The sequence below is a fragment of the Mucilaginibacter sp. L196 genome, from assembly GCF_009765905.1.
Lineage (GTDB): Bacteria > Bacteroidota > Bacteroidia > Sphingobacteriales > Sphingobacteriaceae > Mucilaginibacter.
The window spans coordinates 925,319-945,187 of the sequence record NZ_LMUO01000019.1; the positions used below are offsets into that span (position 1 = coordinate 925,319).

19 protein-coding genes are annotated in these 19,869 nt (G+C 39.8%); 13 read left to right on the top strand and 6 right to left on the bottom strand.

The features are described 5' to 3' along the window. Nucleotides 1-51: 51 nt before the first annotated feature. Nucleotides 52-546 (bottom strand): YajQ family cyclic di-GMP-binding protein, encoded by a 495-nt coding sequence (locus tag GSQ74_RS20395; protein ID WP_158996048.1) that lies wholly within the window; start codon nt 544-546, stop codon nt 52-54. A 329-nt stretch (nt 547-875) separates the two neighbouring features. Between GSQ74_RS20395 and ppk1 the strand changes: the two genes are divergently transcribed. The 8 genes from ppk1 to GSQ74_RS20435 all read left to right on the top strand — a co-directional run bounded on the left by ppk1 (nt 876) and on the right by GSQ74_RS20435 (nt 8,883). After that, nucleotides 876-2,924 (top strand): polyphosphate kinase 1, encoded by a 2,049-nt coding sequence (gene ppk1 / locus GSQ74_RS20400; RefSeq protein ID WP_158996049.1) that lies wholly within the window; start codon nt 876-878, stop codon nt 2,922-2,924. A gap of 3 nt (nt 2,925-2,927) precedes the next feature. Then, on the top strand, nt 2,928-3,815 hold the full coding sequence (locus GSQ74_RS20405) for an ethanolamine ammonia-lyase reactivating factor EutA (RefSeq protein WP_158996050.1): 888 nt from the start codon (nt 2,928-2,930) through the stop codon (nt 3,813-3,815). Between the two features lie 163 nt (nt 3,816-3,978). Next, a complete protein-coding gene (locus GSQ74_RS20410) occupies nt 3,979-4,542 on the top strand; it encodes a UbiX family flavin prenyltransferase (RefSeq protein ID WP_216846789.1) in 564 nt (187 codons plus the stop codon). Between the two features lie 101 nt (nt 4,543-4,643). Continuing rightward, a complete protein-coding gene (locus tag GSQ74_RS20415) occupies nt 4,644-5,018 on the top strand; it encodes an NINE protein (protein WP_158996051.1) in 375 nt (124 codons plus the stop codon). 122 nt (nt 5,019-5,140) lie between these two features. After that, nucleotides 5,141-6,460: a tRNA (N(6)-L-threonylcarbamoyladenosine(37)-C(2))-methylthiotransferase MtaB gene (gene mtaB / locus GSQ74_RS20420; RefSeq protein WP_158996052.1), complete on the top strand. Its 1,320-nt coding sequence runs from the start codon at nt 5,141-5,143 to the stop codon at nt 6,458-6,460. 27 nt (nt 6,461-6,487) lie between these two features. Next, nucleotides 6,488-7,654, top strand: coding sequence for a prolipoprotein diacylglyceryl transferase (locus GSQ74_RS20425; protein WP_158996053.1), 1,167 nt, complete (start codon nt 6,488-6,490; stop codon nt 7,652-7,654). After that, nucleotides 7,647-8,117, top strand: coding sequence for a GtrA family protein (locus GSQ74_RS20430; protein ID WP_158996054.1), 471 nt, complete (start codon nt 7,647-7,649; stop codon nt 8,115-8,117). The genes GSQ74_RS20425 and GSQ74_RS20430 overlap by 8 nt, the downstream gene beginning before the upstream one ends. Further along, nucleotides 8,092-8,883, top strand: coding sequence for an inositol monophosphatase family protein (locus GSQ74_RS20435; RefSeq protein WP_158996055.1), 792 nt, complete (start codon nt 8,092-8,094; stop codon nt 8,881-8,883). Before GSQ74_RS20430 ends, GSQ74_RS20435 begins: the two co-directional genes overlap by 26 nt. 5 nt (nt 8,884-8,888) lie before the next feature. On the opposite strand, the gene GSQ74_RS20440 is transcribed toward GSQ74_RS20435, so the two are convergent. The 3 genes from GSQ74_RS20440 to purB all read right to left on the bottom strand — a co-directional run bounded on the left by GSQ74_RS20440 (nt 8,889) and on the right by purB (nt 11,220). Beyond that, the gene (locus GSQ74_RS20440; RefSeq protein WP_158996056.1) at nt 8,889-9,086 is read right to left on the bottom strand and encodes a hypothetical protein; all 198 of its coding nucleotides are present in this window, start codon (nt 9,084-9,086) and stop codon (nt 8,889-8,891) included. Nucleotides 9,087-9,158: 72 nt separating this feature from the next. Next, complete coding sequence (locus GSQ74_RS20445) at nt 9,159-9,713, bottom strand: NifU family protein (protein WP_158996057.1); 555 nt, start codon at nt 9,711-9,713, stop codon at nt 9,159-9,161. A 163-nt stretch (nt 9,714-9,876) separates the two neighbouring features. Next, nucleotides 9,877-11,220 (bottom strand): adenylosuccinate lyase, encoded by a 1,344-nt coding sequence (purB, locus tag GSQ74_RS20450; RefSeq protein WP_158996058.1) that lies wholly within the window; start codon nt 11,218-11,220, stop codon nt 9,877-9,879. Between the two features lie 113 nt (nt 11,221-11,333). On the opposite strand from purB, the gene GSQ74_RS20455 reads away from it, so the two are divergent. From GSQ74_RS20455 to GSQ74_RS20470, 4 genes are all read left to right on the top strand, one after another. Continuing rightward, nucleotides 11,334-11,945, top strand: coding sequence for a TetR/AcrR family transcriptional regulator (locus GSQ74_RS20455; protein ID WP_158996059.1), 612 nt, complete (start codon nt 11,334-11,336; stop codon nt 11,943-11,945). 82 nt (nt 11,946-12,027) lie between these two features. Beyond that, nucleotides 12,028-13,386, top strand: coding sequence for a TolC family protein (locus tag GSQ74_RS20460; protein WP_158996060.1), 1,359 nt, complete (start codon nt 12,028-12,030; stop codon nt 13,384-13,386). A gap of 26 nt (nt 13,387-13,412) precedes the next feature. After that, nucleotides 13,413-14,519, top strand: a complete 1,107-nt coding sequence (locus GSQ74_RS20465; protein WP_158996061.1) for an efflux RND transporter periplasmic adaptor subunit — start codon at nt 13,413-13,415, stop codon at nt 14,517-14,519. Nucleotides 14,520-14,540: 21 nt separating this feature from the next. Then, a complete protein-coding gene (locus GSQ74_RS20470; RefSeq protein ID WP_158996062.1) occupies nt 14,541-17,969 on the top strand; it encodes an efflux RND transporter permease subunit in 3,429 nt (1,142 codons plus the stop codon). Between the two features lie 61 nt (nt 17,970-18,030). Here the strand turns inward: GSQ74_RS20470 and GSQ74_RS20475 are convergent, their stop codons facing one another. Then, nucleotides 18,031-18,573 (bottom strand): hypothetical protein, encoded by a 543-nt coding sequence (locus tag GSQ74_RS20475; protein WP_158996063.1) that lies wholly within the window; start codon nt 18,571-18,573, stop codon nt 18,031-18,033. Nucleotides 18,574-18,744: 171 nt separating this feature from the next. Here GSQ74_RS20475 and GSQ74_RS20480 point away from each other — a divergent pair, with 171 nt between their 5' ends. Beyond that, a complete protein-coding gene (locus tag GSQ74_RS20480; RefSeq protein WP_158996064.1) occupies nt 18,745-19,233 on the top strand; it encodes a DUF4126 family protein in 489 nt (162 codons plus the stop codon). 210 nt (nt 19,234-19,443) lie between these two features. Here GSQ74_RS20480 and GSQ74_RS20485 read toward each other — a convergent pair whose 3' ends face one another. Beyond that, a complete protein-coding gene (locus GSQ74_RS20485; protein WP_158996065.1) occupies nt 19,444-19,863 on the bottom strand; it encodes a hypothetical protein in 420 nt (139 codons plus the stop codon). Nucleotides 19,864-19,869: the final 6 nt, after the last annotated feature.

A 19,869-nucleotide genomic window follows, 5' to 3' on the forward strand; every position in this document is an offset into this window, starting at 1 on the left:
AATTTTTTTTCAAGTCTCCCCTCCAGGGGGAGATTTAGAGGGGGCTGGCTACTAGTTCCTCATATTAATATACTGCAAAGGCTGCCCAAAATTATCACTCCTGCAAAGACTAATAACCGCCTGCAGATCATCAATTTTCTTAGCCTGTACACGTATCTGATCATCCATTATAGATGCCTGTACCTTTAAACCGCTGTCTTTTATCTTCTTAATGACCTTTTTAGCCGCTTCTTTATCAATACCCTCTTTGATCTTGATCTCCTTGCGGATCATATTTCCAGATGCCGCTTGCTGGTTGCCATCTAAATCCAATGCATTCGGATCAAGCTGCTGTTTAACCATGCGACTGATGATCGCATCCTGAATAGCTTTCAGGCGCATATCACTCTCCGTAAGCACGGTAATTACATTAGTTTTTTTATCAAGGTCGATGGTGCTTTTCGAGTCGTTAAAATCATAACGGTTCAATATTTCTTTTTTGGCTATGTTGATAGCATTATCAAGCGTTTGGCCGTCAATCTTGCTTACAATATCAAAAGTTGGCATAATGGTTTATTTGTTAACTAAACAAAATTAGCAAAAACTACGTCAATCGCTATTGTAAAAGCACAACCAAAATTTTCCTAAAGTCGGCATCAGGACTGATCCGGCAACCACAGGCCCAGCCAAAGCACTACCGCTCATAGGATCAGAACGCAGCCGGGAGTTTTCTTTGTTACTTTCTTTTGCGGAAAAAGAAAGTAAATGCAGTTCATTATAAACATGCAAGTAATTTCTTTGTACCTTAAAAACACTTAACATAGCAAGAAGTTAATATTAAGTTAACAAATAAATAAGCAGCTTTGTAAAATCGCGCCCATAAAGCCGGTAATAATATGGATATTAAACACATACCTCTAATTAACAGGGAAATAAGCTGGCTTTATTTTAACGACCGGGTTTTGCAGGAAGCTGCCGACCCAACCGTCCCGCTGATTGAACGGATCAAGTTTTTAGCCATATTCTCTTCAAACCTCGATGAATTTTATCGTGTCAGGGTAGCAACACTTAGTCGCCTAGCTAACCTGAACGAGAAAGCGAAAGAGATTTTAGGATATAACCCTAAAAAGATCCTCAATCAGATAAAAACCATCGTAGTAAGGCAGGAGCGAAAGTTCAATAACCTGTACGAAAACATCATTGTAAAGCAGCTTGCCGAAGAAAAGATATTTATATTAAACGATACCCAGCTTAACGTATCACGTGGTGAGTTCGTTAAAAAATATTTCAGGGAAAAGCTGTTGCCCATGCTGGTACCCATCATGCTGGATGAAGGCAGACCATTACCTGAGTTACGCGACCGTGCTGTTTATTTCTACGTTAAGCTGGTCAATAAAAAAAAGGTAAGGTATGCGCTGATAGAAATACCGGATAACCTTTCCAGATTTATTGTACTGCCCGAAACTAATAATTTAAAATTTCTTATTTTATTGGATGACGTGTTGAGGTATAGCCTCGAAGACATCTTCTTCATTTTTGAGCACGATAGTATTTCAGCCTATTCCATCCAGCTTACCCGTGATGCGGAGCTTGACCTGGATAAGGAAGTAAGCGGCAAATTCATCGATTCATTAGCTAAAAGCTTGCAAAAACGCCGAAAGGGTAAGCCCATGCGTTTGCTGTATGATACCGAAATGCCACTGGATATGCTTAAAAACCTGGTGCAAAAAATGGGACTGCATGGCGAAAGCCTCATACCGGGTAACCGCTACCATAATTTTAAGGACTTTATCAAATTCCCTAACATTGGTCGGCCGGAGTTGGAATATCAGAAATACCTGCCGCTACCTGTTAATGGATTATCCTTTGGTAAAAGTTTAATGAGCATGATTGCCAAAAAGGATTATCTTATTAGTAGCCCATACCAATCCTACGATTACGTAATCCACTTCCTGCGCGAAGCCGCCATCGACCCAAAAGTAGTAGAAATAAGTATCGCGGTTTATCGCCTCGCATCAAATTCAAGAGTAATACACGCTTTGATCAATGCCGCTAAAAACGGTAAAAAAGTAAATTGCCTGGTAGAACTAAGGGCCAGGTTTGATGAGCAAAATAACATCGGCTGGAGCCGCCAGTTAGAAGATGAAGGTGTGAATGTGATGTACGGTATCGAAAACTATAAAGTGCATTCAAAAATATGCCTGGTTAAGCGTATGGAGAAAGGCAAGGCCGCCTATTATTCCTGCTTATCTACCGGGAACTTTAACGAAAAAACAGCGGTAATGTATGCCGATCATACCTTACTCACTGCCGATAAAAGGTTAACCGGTGATCTGGTAAAAGTATTCAAGGCTTTAAGTAGAGGCATTTTAGCCGAAGGATTAAAACATTTAATCGTTTCGCCAATAGATTCAAGGCCTGCGATCTATAGATTGATCGACAACGAAATGAAAAATGCAAAGGCCGGCAAAGAAGCCTACATGATATTTAAAATGAATAGCCTGGCCGATGAGCAAATGATTGCCAAGCTGTACCAGGCAAATAACGCCGGCGTAAAAATAAAACTGATAGTACGTGGTATGTGCTGCCTGATACCGGGCATCAAAGGCTACAGCGAAAATATTGAAGTAATCAGTATTGTAGATAAATATCTGGAGCATGCCCGTGTGCATATTTATTGCAATGATGGCAAAGAGCTGCTATTCCTTACCTCGGCTGATTTCATGACCCGTAATATTGATAACAGGGTAGAGGTTGGCTTCCCGATTTATGATGAAAACTTGCGTAAAGAAGTTAAGGAAATTATCAACATACAACTAAGCGACAACACCAAAGCGCGCGAAATAAACAGCCACAATACCAACAAATACCACAAAACAAAAAGCGAAATACCGAGCAGGGCACAAATAGATATTTACAACTACCTAAAAAATAAAACCAAATAAAAATTGAGATACGCCGCGATTGACATAGGATCTAATGCCGTAAGGCTCCTGATAGCCGATATTATTGAAAACAATGGTTCGGTATCATTTAAAAAGAACACATTGATAAGAGTACCCTTACGTTTAGGCGACGACGCGTTTCTCAATCAGCATATCTCCGATAAAAAGGCCGATGACCTGGTAAAATCCATGCACGCTTTCCGTAACCTGATGGATGTTTACAAGGTGAAGGATTACATGGCCTTCGCTACATCCGCCATGCGCGAAGCCAAAAACGGCGATGAAGTTGTAGCTAGAGTTAAAAATGAAGGCAATATTGATCTGGAGATCATCCACGGCCAAAAAGAAGCCAAGATAATCTACGCCAGCCACGCAGAGCAAACTATCGACAAAAATAAAACCTACCTATATATTGACGTAGGTGGTGGTAGTACCGAGCTTTCCTTATTCTCAGATGGTGAGCTGTTTGCTTCGCGATCATTTAATATTGGCACCATTCGCATGCTGGATAACCAGGACAAGGAAGAAACATGGAGCGAAATGCACGATTTTATCCGCGAACATACTAAGGTATTTAAAGGTGTTTACGGTATTGGTACAGGCGGTAATATCAATAAATTATACAAGCTATCTGAGGAGAAAAGCGGTATGCCATTGTCTTTCGCCAAACTTAAAACGTTGTATAATTATTTGAATTCGTTCTCGCTTAAAGACCGCATCAATGTGCTCGGCTTAAACCAGGATAGGGCAGATGTGATCATCCCGGCCTGCGAAATTTATATAACCGTTTTAAAGTGGGCAAACATTAAAAATATTTACGTACCAAGTGTTGGTATGGTTGATGGAATTATACAAACCCTTATTGAGAAGAACTTTACAAAGTCATATTAAAATTATTTTAATTAATTATTAAAAAATTAACAAACTGTTTTACTACATTTGTAGTGCCCTTTTAGGGCATGTTTTTCATAGGTAGATGTAGGGTCGGGTATTTATATTCGACCCTTTTTTTGTGCCCTGATTTTTATCTGCCTATCTTGCCGCCATATTTATTATGAAGAAGAAAATTGTTTTGGCGATTACAGGTGCCAGCGGTGCCATTTATGCCAAATTATTGCTGGATAAATTGCAGCAACTAAGCGCGCAAATAGCCGAGGTTGGCGTTGTAATGTCAGACAATGCCAAGCAGGTATGGCAGGTGGAGCTGGATAATGAGGATTACAAAAACTATCCCTTTAAATTTTATTCTAAATATGATTTCATGGCGCCTTTTGCGTCAGGATCAGCCCGGTTTGATACCATGATCATCGTACCATGTTCCATGGGTACCTTAGGCCGGATAGCTGGCGGTATATCCGACGATCTGATTAGTCGCGCCGCGGATGTCATCCTAAAAGAACGTCGCAAACTGATACTGGTAGCCCGTGATACCCCATTTAACCTGATCCATATCCGTAACATGCAAATAGTTACCGAAGCTGGTGGCATCATTTGCCCGGCAATACCATCATTCTACAGTAAGCCGCAAACAATTGAGGAACTTGCAATGACGGTTGTTAACCGGATAATTGATCTGACAGGTCTTGAAAACGAAAGTTACCGCTGGGGAGAAGAATAACTAATCTGGTAAATAAGCCTTATTGAAAAAAAATAGCACAATTTATTTAATACTATTTTTAATATTTTTATATTGCTCACTTAACCTTATTTATTACAATTATGAAATCAAAATCTACAGCTTACATTTTATGGTTTTTCTTGGGTCTTTTAGGTGCGCATAAGTTTTACCTAGAAAAAGTAGGCATCGGAATACTCTATTTTTTTACATTTGGTTTATTTGGTATAGGCTGGTTTATAGATCTTTTTACATTAGGCAGCCAGGTGGATGCTTGTAACAATGCTTTATTTATCAGGCAAATGGGGGCTAATCACAATAACAATGTAAATAATATTGTGGTTAATGTTCCGGGCCAACCTCAACAAGCAGCTCAACCAAGTGTGACAGAGCAATTACATAAACTGCACGAGCTAAAAGAAAAAGGCATTATCAGCGAAGAAGAGTATAATATACAAAAAGGTAAAGTATTGTCTTAAAAATACTTCTAATTTCAGTTGCCGATTAATTAATCGGCAACTGAAATTTTTAATACATCATGCATCTCATTGTTAAGTGGCAAGCAACTAATATTTAAAATCCCTATCTTTGCGGCTTCAAAATGAACAAAAAGGTAGCTTTTTATACACTGGGATGTAAACTGAATTATTCAGAAACATCGTCTATTGGCCGCTTATTTAACAACGCGGGCTTTAGTACAGTTGATTTTACCGATACACCCGATGTATTCGTGATCAACACCTGTTCAGTTACCGAAAATGCCGATAAAAAGTGTAAAAAAGTAGTTAAGGAAGCCCTTAAAATATCGCCTAACGCTTACGTAACCATTGTAGGTTGCTATGCGCAATTAAAACCCAAAGAAATTGCCGAAATACCCGGCGTTGATATGGTTTTAGGTGCTGCCGAAAAATTCCAGATCGTTGATTACATTACGGATCTTACTAAAAATCCCAAAGCGTTAGTTTATAACCAACCGGTAACCGAAGCTAATCAGTTCGTTTCCGCATGGTCAATAGGCGACCGTACACGTACTTTTTTAAAAGTTCAGGATGGTTGCGATTATTCTTGTACATTTTGTACTATCCCTTTAGCCCGTGGCGCAAGCCGCAGCGATACCATTGAGAATGCGGTAAAGCAAGCTGAAGAGATCGCGGCATCAGGAGTAAAAGAAATTGTATTAACAGGTGTAAATTTGGGCGATTTCGGTATTAGAGATGGTAAACGTGAAGACAAATTCTTCGACCTGGTTAAAGCTTTGGATAAAGTTGAAGGTATTGATCGTATTCGCATCTCGTCCATAGAACCTAACCTTTTAACCGATGAGATCATAGAATTTGTAGCTACATCAAAACGTTTTGTACCGCACTTCCATATCCCACTGCAATCCGGCTCGGACAAGATATTGGGACTGATGCGCCGCCGTTATAAAAGAGAACTATATGCCAATCGCGTAGCTAAAATAAAACAGCTAATGCCCGATTGCTGCATAGGGGTGGATGTGATTGTTGGTTTCCCCGGCGAAACACGCGAGGATTTTATCGACACGTACAATTTTTTAAACGATTTGAACGTTTCTTACCTGCATGTATTCACCTACTCTGAGCGGGAAAATACCCCGGCAAGTGAAATGAAAGGTACAGTACCGGGTTCAACCCGTGCTGAACGGAGTAAAATGCTGCATATCCTGTCAGACAAAAAACGCCGGGCTTTTTACGAAACCCAGCTAGGCAGAACGGATGAGGTATTGTTTGAGGGTGATATTAAAGATGGTTTTATGCATGGTTTTACCCGTAACTATGTAAAAGTTAAAACCAAATACGATCCTGTTTTAGTTAACGAATTGAAAACCGTTCATTTAACACAAATTTCACCGGATGGTGATGTTGAAATAACAGAGTCTGAAGAGATATTAGCGCATTAAAGGCTATATTGCCACAAATTATACTACATGTTCCCAAACTTAACCTCGCTTATACAGTACTTATTTGGCATCACAATTCTGCTTCCTGTACAAACATTTGGTTTTTTTGTAGCCATTGCTTTTGTAGGGGCTTATTGGGCTTTTTCTGAAGAGTTTAAACGCAAAGAGAAATTAGGCGTTATACATTCATTCAAAAAAACCATCACAATTGGTAAACCAATTTCAGCGGCCGAACTGGTTGGCAACGGGGTGTTTGGCTTTATCATTGGTTATAAAATAGTCGATGCCATATTTAATTACCACGCACTTATTGAAGATCCGCAGGACTTTTTATTATCAACAAAAGGTAACTGGATAGGTGGTATTATTATGGCTGGTGTTTTAATTTATTGGGCTTACGCCGAAAATAAAAAGCAGGTATTACCTCAGCCAAAAGAACAAGTTGTTAATGTGCATCCTCATGAGTTAATGGGGAGTATTTTACTTTGGGCTGCTATTTGCGGTTTTGTAGGTGCCAAGTTGTTTAACGGGCTTGAAAACTGGGACGATTTTGTAAAAGACCCGGTTGGTATGCTGATAGGCACCAGTGGTTTTACTTTTTATGGTGGATTGATCTGCGGCGGTGCGGCAGTACTATATATTGCTTATAAGCACGGCATAAAACCATTAACCATGCTGGATATTGGTGGCCCGGGTATGATGCTAGCCTACGGTTTAGGCCGTATAGGTTGCCAGATGAGCGGCGACGGCGATTGGGGGAAAGTAAACCTATTACCAAAACCGCATTTATTAGGTTGGCTACCCGATTGGATGTGGTCATTCAGTTTCCCGCATAACGTAAACGACGAAGGTCTCCAGATACCGGGTTGTATTGGCAAGTTTTGCCATGTTTTACCTGCACCGGTTTGGCCTACATCTTTTTATGAATGTGTTACCTGTATACTGTTGTTCCTGTTTTTATGGAGCATACGTGATAGAATTAAGGCGCCTGGTGTATTCTTTGGTATTTATTTAATACTTAACGGTATAGAGCGGTTTTTAATAGAATTTATACGGGTAAATACAAGGTACCATATAGGCGATTTTTCTTTCCCACAAGCACAATTAATAGCTGTTTGCCTTTTTATAGCAGGCGTAATTTTAGTTATACCAGGATTAAAATCCAACCAAAAGCACGAAGTAAAACATGGTTAGTACTACAAAAAAACTAATCAATAACCAGGTTGTACGATTTGTGCTTTCGGCAGGGGCCGGTTTTTTGGTGGATATATCCGCTTTTTACCTTTTCTATCATAACCTGCTTACCGAAAAAACTTATCATGTTTTCAACGCTACTGTGCGTAATTCAACCATATCATTAGCTATATCATTTTTTTTAGGTGTGATGGTGAATTTTTTGATTACCCGGTATCTTGTTTTTACGGAATCGAAACTGGCTCCTTATAAACAATTTGCACGCTTCATGTCTGTTGCTACTATTGGCTTCTTTGCCAATTTGGGCGCAATTAAAATTCTGATTCAGGACTTTAACATGTATCCACCGGTGGCACGTATCGTAGCTGCGCTAAGTTTGTTTTTTGCCAGCTTTTTTGTACATAAATTATTCTCATTCAGCTTGTCATTAAGGCACCATGCAGTACAGTCAGATAACCAATAAAGTTATTGAGGTTTCCAAAAAAGCCGGCGCATTTATCCGCGAACAAAGGAGAACTTTCGATCCTGCCAAAATAGAATATAAAGGATTAAACGATCTGGTTTCTTATGTAGATAAGACCGCCGAGCAGATCATTGTAGCCGGATTGGAAGAAATCCTCCCCGAAGCAGGCTTCATCACCGAAGAAAAAACAAAAACCAAAATAGGCGAACGTTTCAACTGGATAATTGATCCTTTAGATGGTACCACCAATTTTATCCATGGCTTACCTGTATTTTCGGTAAGCATCGCGCTTAAAGAATATGACGAATTGGTAGTAGGCGTAGTTTATGAAGTTAACCAGGATGAATGCTTTTACGCCAGCAAAGGTTCACCCGCTTATTTAAACGGTAAAGAAATTAAAGTAAGCAACAACCCAACCGTAGCCACCAGTTTATTAGCTACAGGTTTCCCTTATTACGATTTTACCAAGCAAGCGGCCTATATCAACCTATTCACCGAACTGATGAAAAACTCACACGGCTTGCGCCGTATGGGTTCAGCAGCCGTCGACCTGGCTTATACAGCTTGTGGACGTTTCGAGGCCTTCTATGAATATAACTTAAACGCCTGGGATGTAGCAGCCGGGATACTAATCGTAAAACAAGCAGGAGGGGATGTAATAAATTTCAGCGGTGGCGATGAAGTAATTGATACCCGGGAAATGGTTGCCACTAACGGCAAAATAACAGCCGAATTGCTCGATTACATCCAAAAATATTTTAAGTAATTTATTCACCAACCAAAAGTACTACCCGTCCGACACCTCTCTAAACCGGCATCGTCTGGTTCGGCAACCACACCAGAGGTAGCAGCACTAACCTTAAAAGAAGCAGGCGCAGCCGGGAGTTTTCTTTGGTTACTTTCTTTTGCGGAAAAAGAAAGTGACGCCTTAGCGGCCAGCGATACCAGCGATAAGTAACCGTATTTCAAGGCCCACACTTACAAACAAAAACACCGATCACTTCACAAAGCAATCGGTGCAATAATAAAATATCTATGTAATTACAGCGCTTCAGAAACCACTTCGGTAACTTCAGGCACCATACGTTTCAATAAGCTTTCAATACCGGCTTTCAAGGTAACAGTTGATGACGGGCATCCACTGCATGAACCTCTAAGTTCCACAGTAACCACACCTTCATCATTAAATGATTTATAAGTAATAGCGCCACCGTCCGATTCCACGGCCGGGCGTACATAATCGTGTAGTATCTGCTGTATTTTAACTTCAATATCCGAGCCTTCAAAATCGCCTTGTTCAGGTTGTTCTTCTAATTGCACAGCTAATTCAGCTTCAACAGCACCTTTAACAAACTCTTTCAGTATCGGCAAAAGGTCATCCCAATCGCTGCCTTCGGTTTTGGTCACTGTAACAAAGTTACTGGCAAAGAAAACACCGTTCACAAACGAAAACTTATAGAGCTCCTTAGCAAAAGGTGATTTTTCAGCACTTTCTTTAGTGGCAAAATCGGCACTACCGTTAATCAGCAACTTGTTTACAATAAACTTCATTGTTGCCGGGTTCGGGGTAGACTCAGTATATACGTTGATATTCATCTTAATTACGCTTTAATATTCTTTAACAAATTTAGGTAGCTTTTTGATTTATTTAACAATGTTAAATTGTTATGACCGGGTTATGACATGTGCAAATGTGCTGATATGCAAATGTGCGAATGGCATTAAAGTTTCTAAATCTGCATATTTGCACATCCTAAAATCAAATCCCTGTATAATTCGATGGCGATACCTTTTTTATTTCTTCTTTAACGCTATCACTTACCTGTAAAGTATGCACAAACTCCGCGATAGTGTGCGCATTAATATGTGTATTAGTGCGTGTAAGTTCCTTCAAAGCCTCGTATGGATTTGGATAACCCTCACGGCGTAAAATAGTCTGTATCGCCTCTGCAACAACCGCCCAGTTAGCTTCCAGGTCAGCGCTAATTGCGCCTTCATTCAATAATAATTTATTTAAACCTTTGATGGTTGACTTCATGGCGATAACCGTATGGCCAATCGGTACACCAATGTTACGCAATACGGTTGAGTCGGTTAAATCACGTTGTAACCTTGATACCGGCAACTTAGCCGCTAAATGTTCAAATATAGCGTTAGCTAAGCCTAAGTTACCTTCAGAGTTTTCAAAATCTATCGGGTTTACTTTATGTGGCATAGCCGATGATCCTACTTCGCCCGCTTTTATTTTTTGCTTGAAGTAGTTCATGGATATGTAAGACCACATATCCCTATCCAAATCGATCAGGATGTTGTTGATCCTTTTCAATGCGTCACATTGTGCAGCGAAGTTATCGTAGTGCTCAATCTGGGTAGTGAACTGCGAACGTTTCAATCCCAAAATATTATCTACGAAGTTATTACCGAATGTTTTCCAGTCAATGCTGCCATAAGCAATGTTATGCGCGTTAAAATTACCTGTAGCGCCACCAAACTTAGCAGAGTAGGGTACTTGCTTTAACAGGTGTAACTGGTTTTCCAAACGCTCCACAAAAACCTGTATCTCCTTACCCAAACGAGACGGTGATGCAGGTTGGCCATGCGTGTGGGCCAGCATAGGGATTTTTTCCCAGTCGGCAGCGTATACTTTTAACACACCAATCAACTCATCAAACAAAGGATAGTAAACATCTGCCAAAGCCAATTTAAAGCTGTAGGGAATAGCCGTATTGTTAATATCCTGTGAGGTTAAGCCAAAGTGGATGAACTCTTTATATTCAGCAATATTAAGCTTGTCAAACTCTTGTTTTATAAAATACTCAACCGCTTTAACATCGTGGTTGGTTACTTTTTCTATGTCTTTTATACTTTGCGCATCAACTTCGCTAAAATTTTTGTAGATGTTTCGTAACTTTTCTGTTATATTTCTATCAAAGTTTTGTAATTGAGGTAAAGGGTGTTCGCATAAGGCGATGAAGTACTCAATTTCAACGTATACCCGGTATTTAATTAATGCGTATTCAGAAAAGTAGCCGGCTAATTGAGCGGTTGCATTGTGATAACGACCATCAATTGGCGATATAGCTGAAAGTGGAGAAAGTGACATAAATATATTTTTTTGCAAAGGTAACAATTATGCCGATTGTCTGTAAAAAGTAATTTGAAATGGAAACTTTGAAATCTAAAAATGTTTCCATAGTTTTGTTCCGGAAATTACAGATGATCACAATAGAGAGAATAATTGAGGGTGGCGAAGAGCTTTTTTTAAAGGCTGGCATAAAAAGCGTTACCATGGATGATATCGCCAGGCATTTGGGAATATCAAAAAAAACTATCTATCACTTTTTCAAGGACAAGAATGATTTGGTTATTGCCCTGGTTAAAAAGAAGCTGAAGGAAGATGAAGACGATATGGCTGAGATTATCAGCAAGTCGGGCAATGTGATAGAGGAAATGATCAATATGATGAATTGTTCTGAAGAAATAATTTCCCGGATTAATCCTATTGTGATCCATGATATGCAAAAGTATCATCCACAGGCATGGAAAGAGTTTCAAAACTTTAAATCAGGTGTAGTAATACAAACGCTGGAAGAGCTGTTAACCAAGGGGATAACCCAGGGTTATATAAGGCCCGACATTGATGTTAAAATAATATCCAGAATGCGGGTGAATCAGATTGAACTTGGGTTTGACGCATCAGTATTTCCAATAGCTGAATATAATACCTGGAAGGTACAACAACAGTTTCAGGAGCATTTTAACTATGGCGTATGTACACTAGAAGGTTATAAACTTTTAGATCAATATAAAAACAATAAACCGGATTAATAAGACTGCTGACATACTGCTGTCAATCCCGCTAAACATATTTGAGAAAATTAATAAATACCCTATTCACACATATATACAAATGAGAAAATTAATTATTGCCGGAGCCTTACTTTGTGGCATAGCTGTTAAAAGCTACGCCCAACAAGCCCCACCTGATACCGGACACACTCATAACTATAGTCTGGCCGAATGTATAAGCTATGCCTACCAACACCAGGACTCTGTGGTAAACGCAGGTTTAGATGTGAAAAGCGCCGGCTATAAAGTTAAAGAAACCATTGGCCAGGGTTTACCGCAAATTAGCGGAACGGCCCAATTTCAGGATTACCTTAGACTGCCGGTAACGTTGGTTGATGTGTCTTCATTTGAATCAACCGTACCTAAGGGTACTTTAGCGCCATTTAAGCTTGGGTTAAATTATCAGACTACTGCCGCTTTAAATCTTACCCAAAAGATTTTTGATGGTAATTATCTGGTTGGTGTAAAGGCTAGTAAAACTTATAAAGAACTTTACGAACGCAGTTTAACACGCTCTCGTATCGAAGCTAACGTTAGTGTAACTAAAGCCTATTATCAGGTTTTGGTAAGCGACGAGCAAATCAAATTGCTTGACGCAAATATTAAACAGTTAAAACAGCAATTAGACCAAACAACTGCCGAAAATAAACAAGGCTTGGCTGAACAAATAGATGTGCAACGGTTAACTGTTCAATACAACAACCTGGTTACGTCGAGAGATAATACTGTCAGGCTATTGGAACTGAATAACGAACTATTAAAGTTCCAAATGGGAATGGCTATTACCGATGAGCTTACACTAACCGATAAACTGGAAAATATCAATTTTGATGATGCCATAGCAAATAGTGCTGATACATCCTTTTATCACAACAGGATTGAATATAGCTTACTGGAAACTCAGAAAAGATTAAATGAATATGATTTAAAGAGCAAAAAAGCGCAGTATTTACCCAGCCTTTCGGGTTTTGCAAATTACGGTACAAGTTTTCAAAACAATTCATTTGGCAATTTATATTCTGCTAATTATCCATCCAGTTATATCGGCTTAACTTTAAATGTGCCGATTTTTTCAGGCTTTCAACACCTTAACCAGGTTAGGGAATCAAAAATCGCTATCATAAAATCTGAAAACGATTTGTTTAACCTTCGTAACGGAATAGGTCTGCAGGCTAACAAAGCCCGTATCACTTATATTAATGGTTTACAATCCCTAAAAAGCCAGAAAGAAAATATGGGCCTTGCCGAAGAAGTGTTAAGGGTAGCAAAAATTAAATATTCACAGGGCGTTGGTTCAAGCATTGAGGTTACTCAGGCACAAACTGATCTCGATAGCGCAGATAACTCATACATACAAAGCTTATACGACGCTTTAGTTAGTAAAGTTGATCTTGACCAGGCTTACGGACGTATTAAATAAACATATCACGATATAAAATAAGACAGATGAAAAAAATATTATACCTATCAGCAGTACTGTTTCTGGCAGCATGCTCAAACAACAAACCAAAGGATAAAAAAGCCGAGCTAACTGATCTGAAAAAACAGCAGGCTACCCTCGCTTCAAAAATCACCGCTTTACAGGCCGAATTAGGTAGCCAGGATTCAACAAAAGGTGCTGACGTAGGTGCTATTACGCTTAAACCGGGTATGTTCACAAACTATGTGCAGATACAGGGTAAAATTGATGCACAGGACAACGTTACCGCCTATCCGCAGGCACAGGCTATAATTACCGCCATTTATGTAAAGGCTGGTGATCATGTAAACAAAGGCGAGGTATTGGCACAGTTAGATAACAGCGTATTAGTGCAAAATATAGCACAGGCACAAGCACAGGCTAATTTGTCAAACACACTTTACCAACGTCAAAAAAATCTTTGGGATCAAAAAATTGGTACCGAAGTGCAGTTTTTACAGGCACAAACTCAATTGCAAACTGCCCAAAAGCAAGTTTCTTCATTGCGCCAACAGGCAGATATGTATCGCATTGTATCACCTATAAGTGGTACAGTTGATCAGATGGATCTTAAATTAGGGCAGGTTGGGGCACCGGGTTCAGCTGGTATCCGTGTTATAAATGCCGATAATTTAAAAGTTAAGGCTGATGTACCGGAGTCATACTCAAGTAGCGTAAATCAAGGCGACAGCGTTCAAATCTTATTCCCGGATGTGGCTGATTCTTTAACTACCCGCATAACATTTGCTGCTAAAGTTATCGATCCGGGATCACGCAGTTTTGGTATCGAAATAAAATTACCGCATAACAAAGAGTATCGCCCAAATATGACAGCTGTGTTGAAAATTGCTGATTATTCAAGACGTAATACCATTGTTATCCCTGTAAACGCTATCCAAAAGTCGGACGAGGGCGATTATGTTTACATAAACGTAAACGGTTACGCTAAACGCAAATCAATAACCGAAGGTGCTACTTCTGGCGGCTTAACCGAGATCAAATCCGGCCTATCAAGCGGCGACCAGTTGATAACTGAAGGTGCCAGCGATCTAAGTGATGGCGATAAGGTAAGTATATTAACATCTGGCAATTAATCATATAATCGGATTCAGAAAATGAAAGACCAGGAAAAAGAATTCGGCCCATCGAGTTGGGCCATCGATAATAAACGGGCGGTATACGTACTTATATTTTTAATCACGTTGCTGGGTTTCTCAGCCTATAATTCGCTGCCTAAAGAAAACTTTCCGGATATAACCATACCCAAGGTATATATCACAACAATATATCAGGGCCAATCACCACAAAATATTGAAACACTGGTTACACGCCAGCTCGAAAAGCAGTTAAAATCCTTAAAAGGATTGAAAAAAGTTACCTCTAATACGCAACAAAACGTATCGGTAATAACTGCTGAATTTAACACAGATGTTAAAATACGGGATGCCAAAACGGATGTTAAAGATGCGGTAGATAAGGCTAAGCAGGATCTTCCCCAAAACGATAACAATCTAAAAGAATCGACTGTATCTGACATCAATGTTGCCGATCAGCCAATATTATATATCAACCTTTCAGGTGATTACGATCTTAAAAAATTAAAAGAGTACGCCGATAATTTGAAGGATGATATTGAAGGCATGAAACAAATATCACAAGTGGTTGAGGTGGGCGCATTAAAGCCTAACATCCAGATCAATGTAGATATTAACAAAATGTCGGCTGCGCAGATCAGCTATAATGATATAACACAAGCTATTGGTAATGAGAATATTCTGTCTACCGCAGGAACAATCACCAACGACGGTGAGCAGCGTGCTGTTGACATTAAAGAGGATTTTAAAAGCGCCGATGAAGTTGCCGCCATGGTTATCAGAAACCCTCAGGGGAAAGCGGTTTACTTGCGTGATATTGCTGAGATAAAAGATGGTTTTCAGGATCAGGAAAGTTATGCGCGTCTTAAAACACCTAATGATCCCAACTTCAAAAACGTAATCACACTAAACGTAAGTAAACGCTCAGGTGAGAACTTGATTGAAGCCTCTGATGAGATTTATGCATTAATCAAACAAAAACAACACAGCATTTTCCCTAAAGGATTAAACATAACTGTTACCGGTGACCAGTCAGATAAAACACGTTCAACCTTGAACGATTTGATCAATACCATTATCATCGGTTTTATATTGGTAACCATTATCCTCATGTTCTTCATGGGAAGCACCAACGCTATATTTGTGGCATTGTCGGTACCGCTGTCCTGTTTTATCGCGTTCCTCATAATGCCGGTCATCGGGTTCACACTCAACATGATCGTGCTATTCTCCTTCCTGCTGGCATTAGGTATAGTAGTGGATGATGCCATTGTGGTAATTGAAAACACGCACCGTATATTTAACAACGGCGCTGTTCCTATTACAAAAGCGGCAAAAATAGCAGCTGGCGAAGTTTTTATGCCTGTATTTTCAGGCACCATGACTACGCTTGCACCGTTCATTCCGTTGGCATTTTGGCATAGCTTAATAGGTAGTTTCATGTTCTTCCTGCCAATAACGCTCATCATCACCTTATTGGCATCGTTGGTGGTAGCCTATATAATGAACCCGGTTTTCGCAGTTGATTTTATGAAAGCGCATCACGAGGGTGAACATGACCACCAACGATTTGATCGCAAAACATCGCGTACAACCATCATCATGGCGGCAGTAGCGGTATTCTTTTATTTGCTTGCGGCTGGTCATTTTGTAAGTATTGGGGTAGGGAACTTTGTGGTACTGTTAATTGTATTATTTCTGTTCAACCACTTTATATTATTAAAGGTGATTGATAAGTTCCAAAAAAACCTGTGGCCGCGTTTTCAAACATGGTATGCCAATGTGCTGGAGAAAGCTGTTCACAGCCCATGGTGGGTACTTGGCGGTATGGTGGTTTTATTCTTCTTTACCATAGGCTTTTCAGTTGCCAGCAAGTTGGATGTTGAATTATTCCCATCATCCGATCCAAACTTTGTGTACGTGTATGTAACCATGCCAATAGGCACGGATCAGGCATATACCAATCAGGTTATTGGTGGGCTAGAAAAGAAAGTTGCACAGGTAGTTGAACCTGATAAGGATATTGTATCATCCATCATATCAAACGTATCCGTAGGGGTAACCGATCCTTCTGATGAAGATCAGGGAACATATTACAATAAGGGTAAAATCACTGTGGCATTTGTTGAGTTTGGTAAAAGAAACGGGAAGGATACCAAAAAGATATTGCAACGTATCCGTAGCTCTGTACAGGGTGTCCCGGGCGCTAAAATAGCTGTAGCTCAGGAAGCCAGTGGTCCGCCGGTACAAAAGGACATCAGTATTGAAATGGCTGGTGATAACCTGGATACTTTGGTACATACCAGCGCCCGTCTGAAAAAATATCTGGATGCGCAGGGAATTCCTGGTATTGAAGAGTTAGTTCCGGATGTTCAGGCCAACAAACCCGAAATCATTTTTGATGTAGACAGGGAGCGCGCTAATCGTGAAGGTATAAGTACTTCACAAATTAACCTGGCTTTGCTTACTTCAATTTATGGCTACAAAGCAGGTGATTTCAGGAACACAACCGAAGATAATTATGAAATTGATGTACGCGCCGCGGAGGATCAACGCAATAATGTGGACGCTTTACGCAACTTAAAGATCACCTTCCGTGATATTGCGAGCGGTGGTGCTATAAGGCAGGTTCCTATCTCCGCGTTTACTGATATCAGGTATACCAATACCTATGCTAATATTAAGCACAAACAGCAAAGGCGTGTGCTTACACTGGGATCGAATGTTATAAAACCGTTTACACCTGCTGATGTGAATGCTCAGATAGCGCAGGCGCTCAAAAACTTTAAATTGCCTGAAAACGTGTCTCTCAGAATGGGTGGTTCTCAGGAAGATCAAGCCGAAACAGGTGCATTCTTGGGTAGCGCCTTGATGATCTCATTTGGTTTGATACTTGTAATATTGATGGCGTTGTTTAACTCCATCGGCAAAACGTTAATTATTTTAAGTGAGATATTCTTTAGTATTATCGGGGTATTCCTGGGCTTAAGTTTATTCCACATGACGTTCTCTATCGTAATGTCGGGTGTTGGTATTATCGCGCTCGCCGGGGTAGTGGTACGTAATGGTATCCTACTGGTTGAGTTCTCGGATATGCTGTTAGAACAAGGCTTAAGCATACATGATGCAGTGGTTGAAGCTGCCCGTACCCGTATGACGCCGGTACTATTAACCGCCAGTGCCGCTATATTAGGTTTAATACCTTTGGCGGTAGGTTTTAATATTGATTTTGCGGGATTATTTGCAGAAGGTAAACCACATATTTATTTTGGTGGTGATAACGTAGCCTTCTGGGGCCCATTATCATGGACTATGATATTCGGCTTAGGTTTTGCTACTATTATTACATTGATAATAGTGCCTTGTATGTACCTGATACGTTTTAACTTAAAAGAAGGTGTAAGAAAAAGAAGAGAAGCAAGGCAATTAAAAGCTGCCACTGCTAAATAATAATAACATTGTATAATTAAAGAGCCACTCTGATTAATCGGAGTGGCTCTTTTTATATGCGTTATTTTTTGATTTTTTTGATCAACTTTTTTATATCGAGTAAACTTTCAAGTTTATTAAATCGCTTTTCGTGCCTGCTGCCCGCATCAAGCGCATCGTAGGTTAATCCCGCTGTAATCGCGTATATAGCATGGTGCAAGCCATCAATCGCGATGGATTTAGGTTCTTCTTCAGTTATGGGTGGCGCAGCTTTAAACATAGGCAACATAATCATTGATGTACCCCATATTGCTCCAAAATGAGCTAATGTTGCAGGCCAGCCTTTCAACCCGGTAAGTGATATAATACCTCTTGCAACACCCCATGTTGTACCATAAGCCCAATGCAATTCCTGCGACATTTTTTCTTTTTCGCCGGGTACTGGTTTTGCGCCTACGGTTTCTTCAGCAACTTTAACCGGGGCATCACTTGGTTTGCGCTTGGTTATTTTCATCTCGATCATTTGCGAAATAGTTATCGCGGCTGTTGCTGCCAGGCCCGCAAGCAAGCCTTTTCCTATCGCGCTGCCCAATTCGCCAAGGACATTGTTTTGATGTATTTTCATGTTGATGGTTTTGATAAGCACTACACACAATTAATGTACCAATGCATTTGGGAATGATTATTGTATTTATACCGATATTAAATCATCTATCTAAAAACACTGCTACCCGGAGATCCCGGATTCATGGATGATATTCAAAGAGAAAGAAAAATCAGTAAAAGGAAATTAATTATGAAGATCAAAGAAATATCACACCCGTTTTGGCAGGTGTTAGGCATAGGTACGCTTGCAGGAATGCGCACATCATCAGCCCCTGCAATTACCAGCCAAATACTAAGCCACCATCATTCAAAAAGACTTGAGCATTCGCCGCTTAATTTTATGCAATCAAAAACTGTTGCAAACACGCTTACATTTTTAACCGTAGGCGAAGTGATAATGGATAAATTACCTTCAACTCCAAACCGTATCAGGCCAACCGGTTTTGTATTCCGTTGCCTGTCAGGAGCGTTAGCAGGTGCCAGCATTTATAAAGCCACTGGCGGCAATGTGTTAGCGGGTGCGTTGTTGGGTTCTGCTTCGGCGGCGGCATCAACTTATTTGAGCTTTATACTGCGAAAAAACACAGTGAAAAAAACCAAAATATTTGACCCCATTATTGGCGCAATTGAAGATGCTTTAGTAGTGGGAGCGGGGATAGGGCTCATCCAAATCGCGTAAAAAATTAACAACTGTCAAACGTACGTAAAAAACATGTTGTATACGCACACGCCTACAATAAATTGGTATTTTTGGACGTCTTAAAGGCGAGGTTTCAAATAGGTTTACAAATCTTAAATTAAGATACTATAAGTACTACTTTTTGGTTAGAGGTGGTTGTTTAGAGTGATTGATAGCAGACCGGAAGATTATTCTTTCGGTCTGTTTTTTTTAATTCTCGTTCAAATTTAAAAGCTTCCAGCTACTTTCATCAGCCACTGCGCCACCTTTATATTTTAACGTTATTTCGAAGTTTGTTTTTAAAGCATCACCACCATTGGTCTTAGTATTAACAACTGAACGTATAATAAAAATGGAATCAGCTTTTTTGCCATATTCATACCCGTCTTCAGAAAAACTTGCACCGTTCCCTTTTAATGTTGGCAGTACAAATTGTTTAGCAATGTTATACACCTCGTTGCTTGATGGCATGCCAGTAAACAATGTGTTTATATCATTATCGCCTGATAAGGCAAATTTGACAACGATCACTATAAATATTACTACCAAAGCAAATATTATCCATAGCGCTTTTTTGGCTGATTTTTTCTTCTGTTTTTTATGCGCCAGATAATTCTTTTGCGGCTCCATTAAAAT

Bases quoted from the DNA above. Each gene is read 5' to 3' on its own strand.
- GSQ74_RS20395 (WP_158996048.1), bottom strand. From the start codon at position 546: ATGCCAACTTTTGATATTGTAAGCAAGATTGACGGCCAAACGCTTGAT.
- ppk1 (WP_158996049.1), top strand. From the start codon at position 876: ATGGATATTAAACACATACCTCTAATTAACAGGGAAATAAGCTGGCTT.
- GSQ74_RS20410 (WP_216846789.1), top strand. From the start codon at position 3,979: ATGAAGAAGAAAATTGTTTTGGCGATTACAGGTGCCAGCGGTGCCATT.
- GSQ74_RS20415 (WP_158996051.1), top strand. From the start codon at position 4,644: ATGAAATCAAAATCTACAGCTTACATTTTATGGTTTTTCTTGGGTCTT.
- mtaB (WP_158996052.1), top strand. From the start codon at position 5,141: ATGAACAAAAAGGTAGCTTTTTATACACTGGGATGTAAACTGAATTAT.
- GSQ74_RS20425 (WP_158996053.1), top strand. From the start codon at position 6,488: ATGTTCCCAAACTTAACCTCGCTTATACAGTACTTATTTGGCATCACA.
- GSQ74_RS20430 (WP_158996054.1), top strand. From the start codon at position 7,647: ATGGTTAGTACTACAAAAAAACTAATCAATAACCAGGTTGTACGATTT.
- GSQ74_RS20435 (WP_158996055.1), top strand. From the start codon at position 8,092: ATGCAGTACAGTCAGATAACCAATAAAGTTATTGAGGTTTCCAAAAAA.
- GSQ74_RS20445 (WP_158996057.1), bottom strand. From the start codon at position 9,713: ATGAATATCAACGTATATACTGAGTCTACCCCGAACCCGGCAACAATG.
- purB (WP_158996058.1), bottom strand. From the start codon at position 11,220: ATGTCACTTTCTCCACTTTCAGCTATATCGCCAATTGATGGTCGTTAT.
- GSQ74_RS20455 (WP_158996059.1), top strand. From the start codon at position 11,334: ATGATCACAATAGAGAGAATAATTGAGGGTGGCGAAGAGCTTTTTTTA.
- GSQ74_RS20460 (WP_158996060.1), top strand. From the start codon at position 12,028: ATGAGAAAATTAATTATTGCCGGAGCCTTACTTTGTGGCATAGCTGTT.
- GSQ74_RS20465 (WP_158996061.1), top strand. From the start codon at position 13,413: ATGAAAAAAATATTATACCTATCAGCAGTACTGTTTCTGGCAGCATGC.
- GSQ74_RS20470 (WP_158996062.1), top strand. From the start codon at position 14,541: ATGAAAGACCAGGAAAAAGAATTCGGCCCATCGAGTTGGGCCATCGAT.
- GSQ74_RS20475 (WP_158996063.1), bottom strand. From the start codon at position 18,573: ATGAAAATACATCAAAACAATGTCCTTGGCGAATTGGGCAGCGCGATA.
- GSQ74_RS20480 (WP_158996064.1), top strand. From the start codon at position 18,745: ATGAAGATCAAAGAAATATCACACCCGTTTTGGCAGGTGTTAGGCATA.
- GSQ74_RS20485 (WP_158996065.1), bottom strand. From the start codon at position 19,863: ATGGAGCCGCAAAAGAATTATCTGGCGCATAAAAAACAGAAGAAAAAA.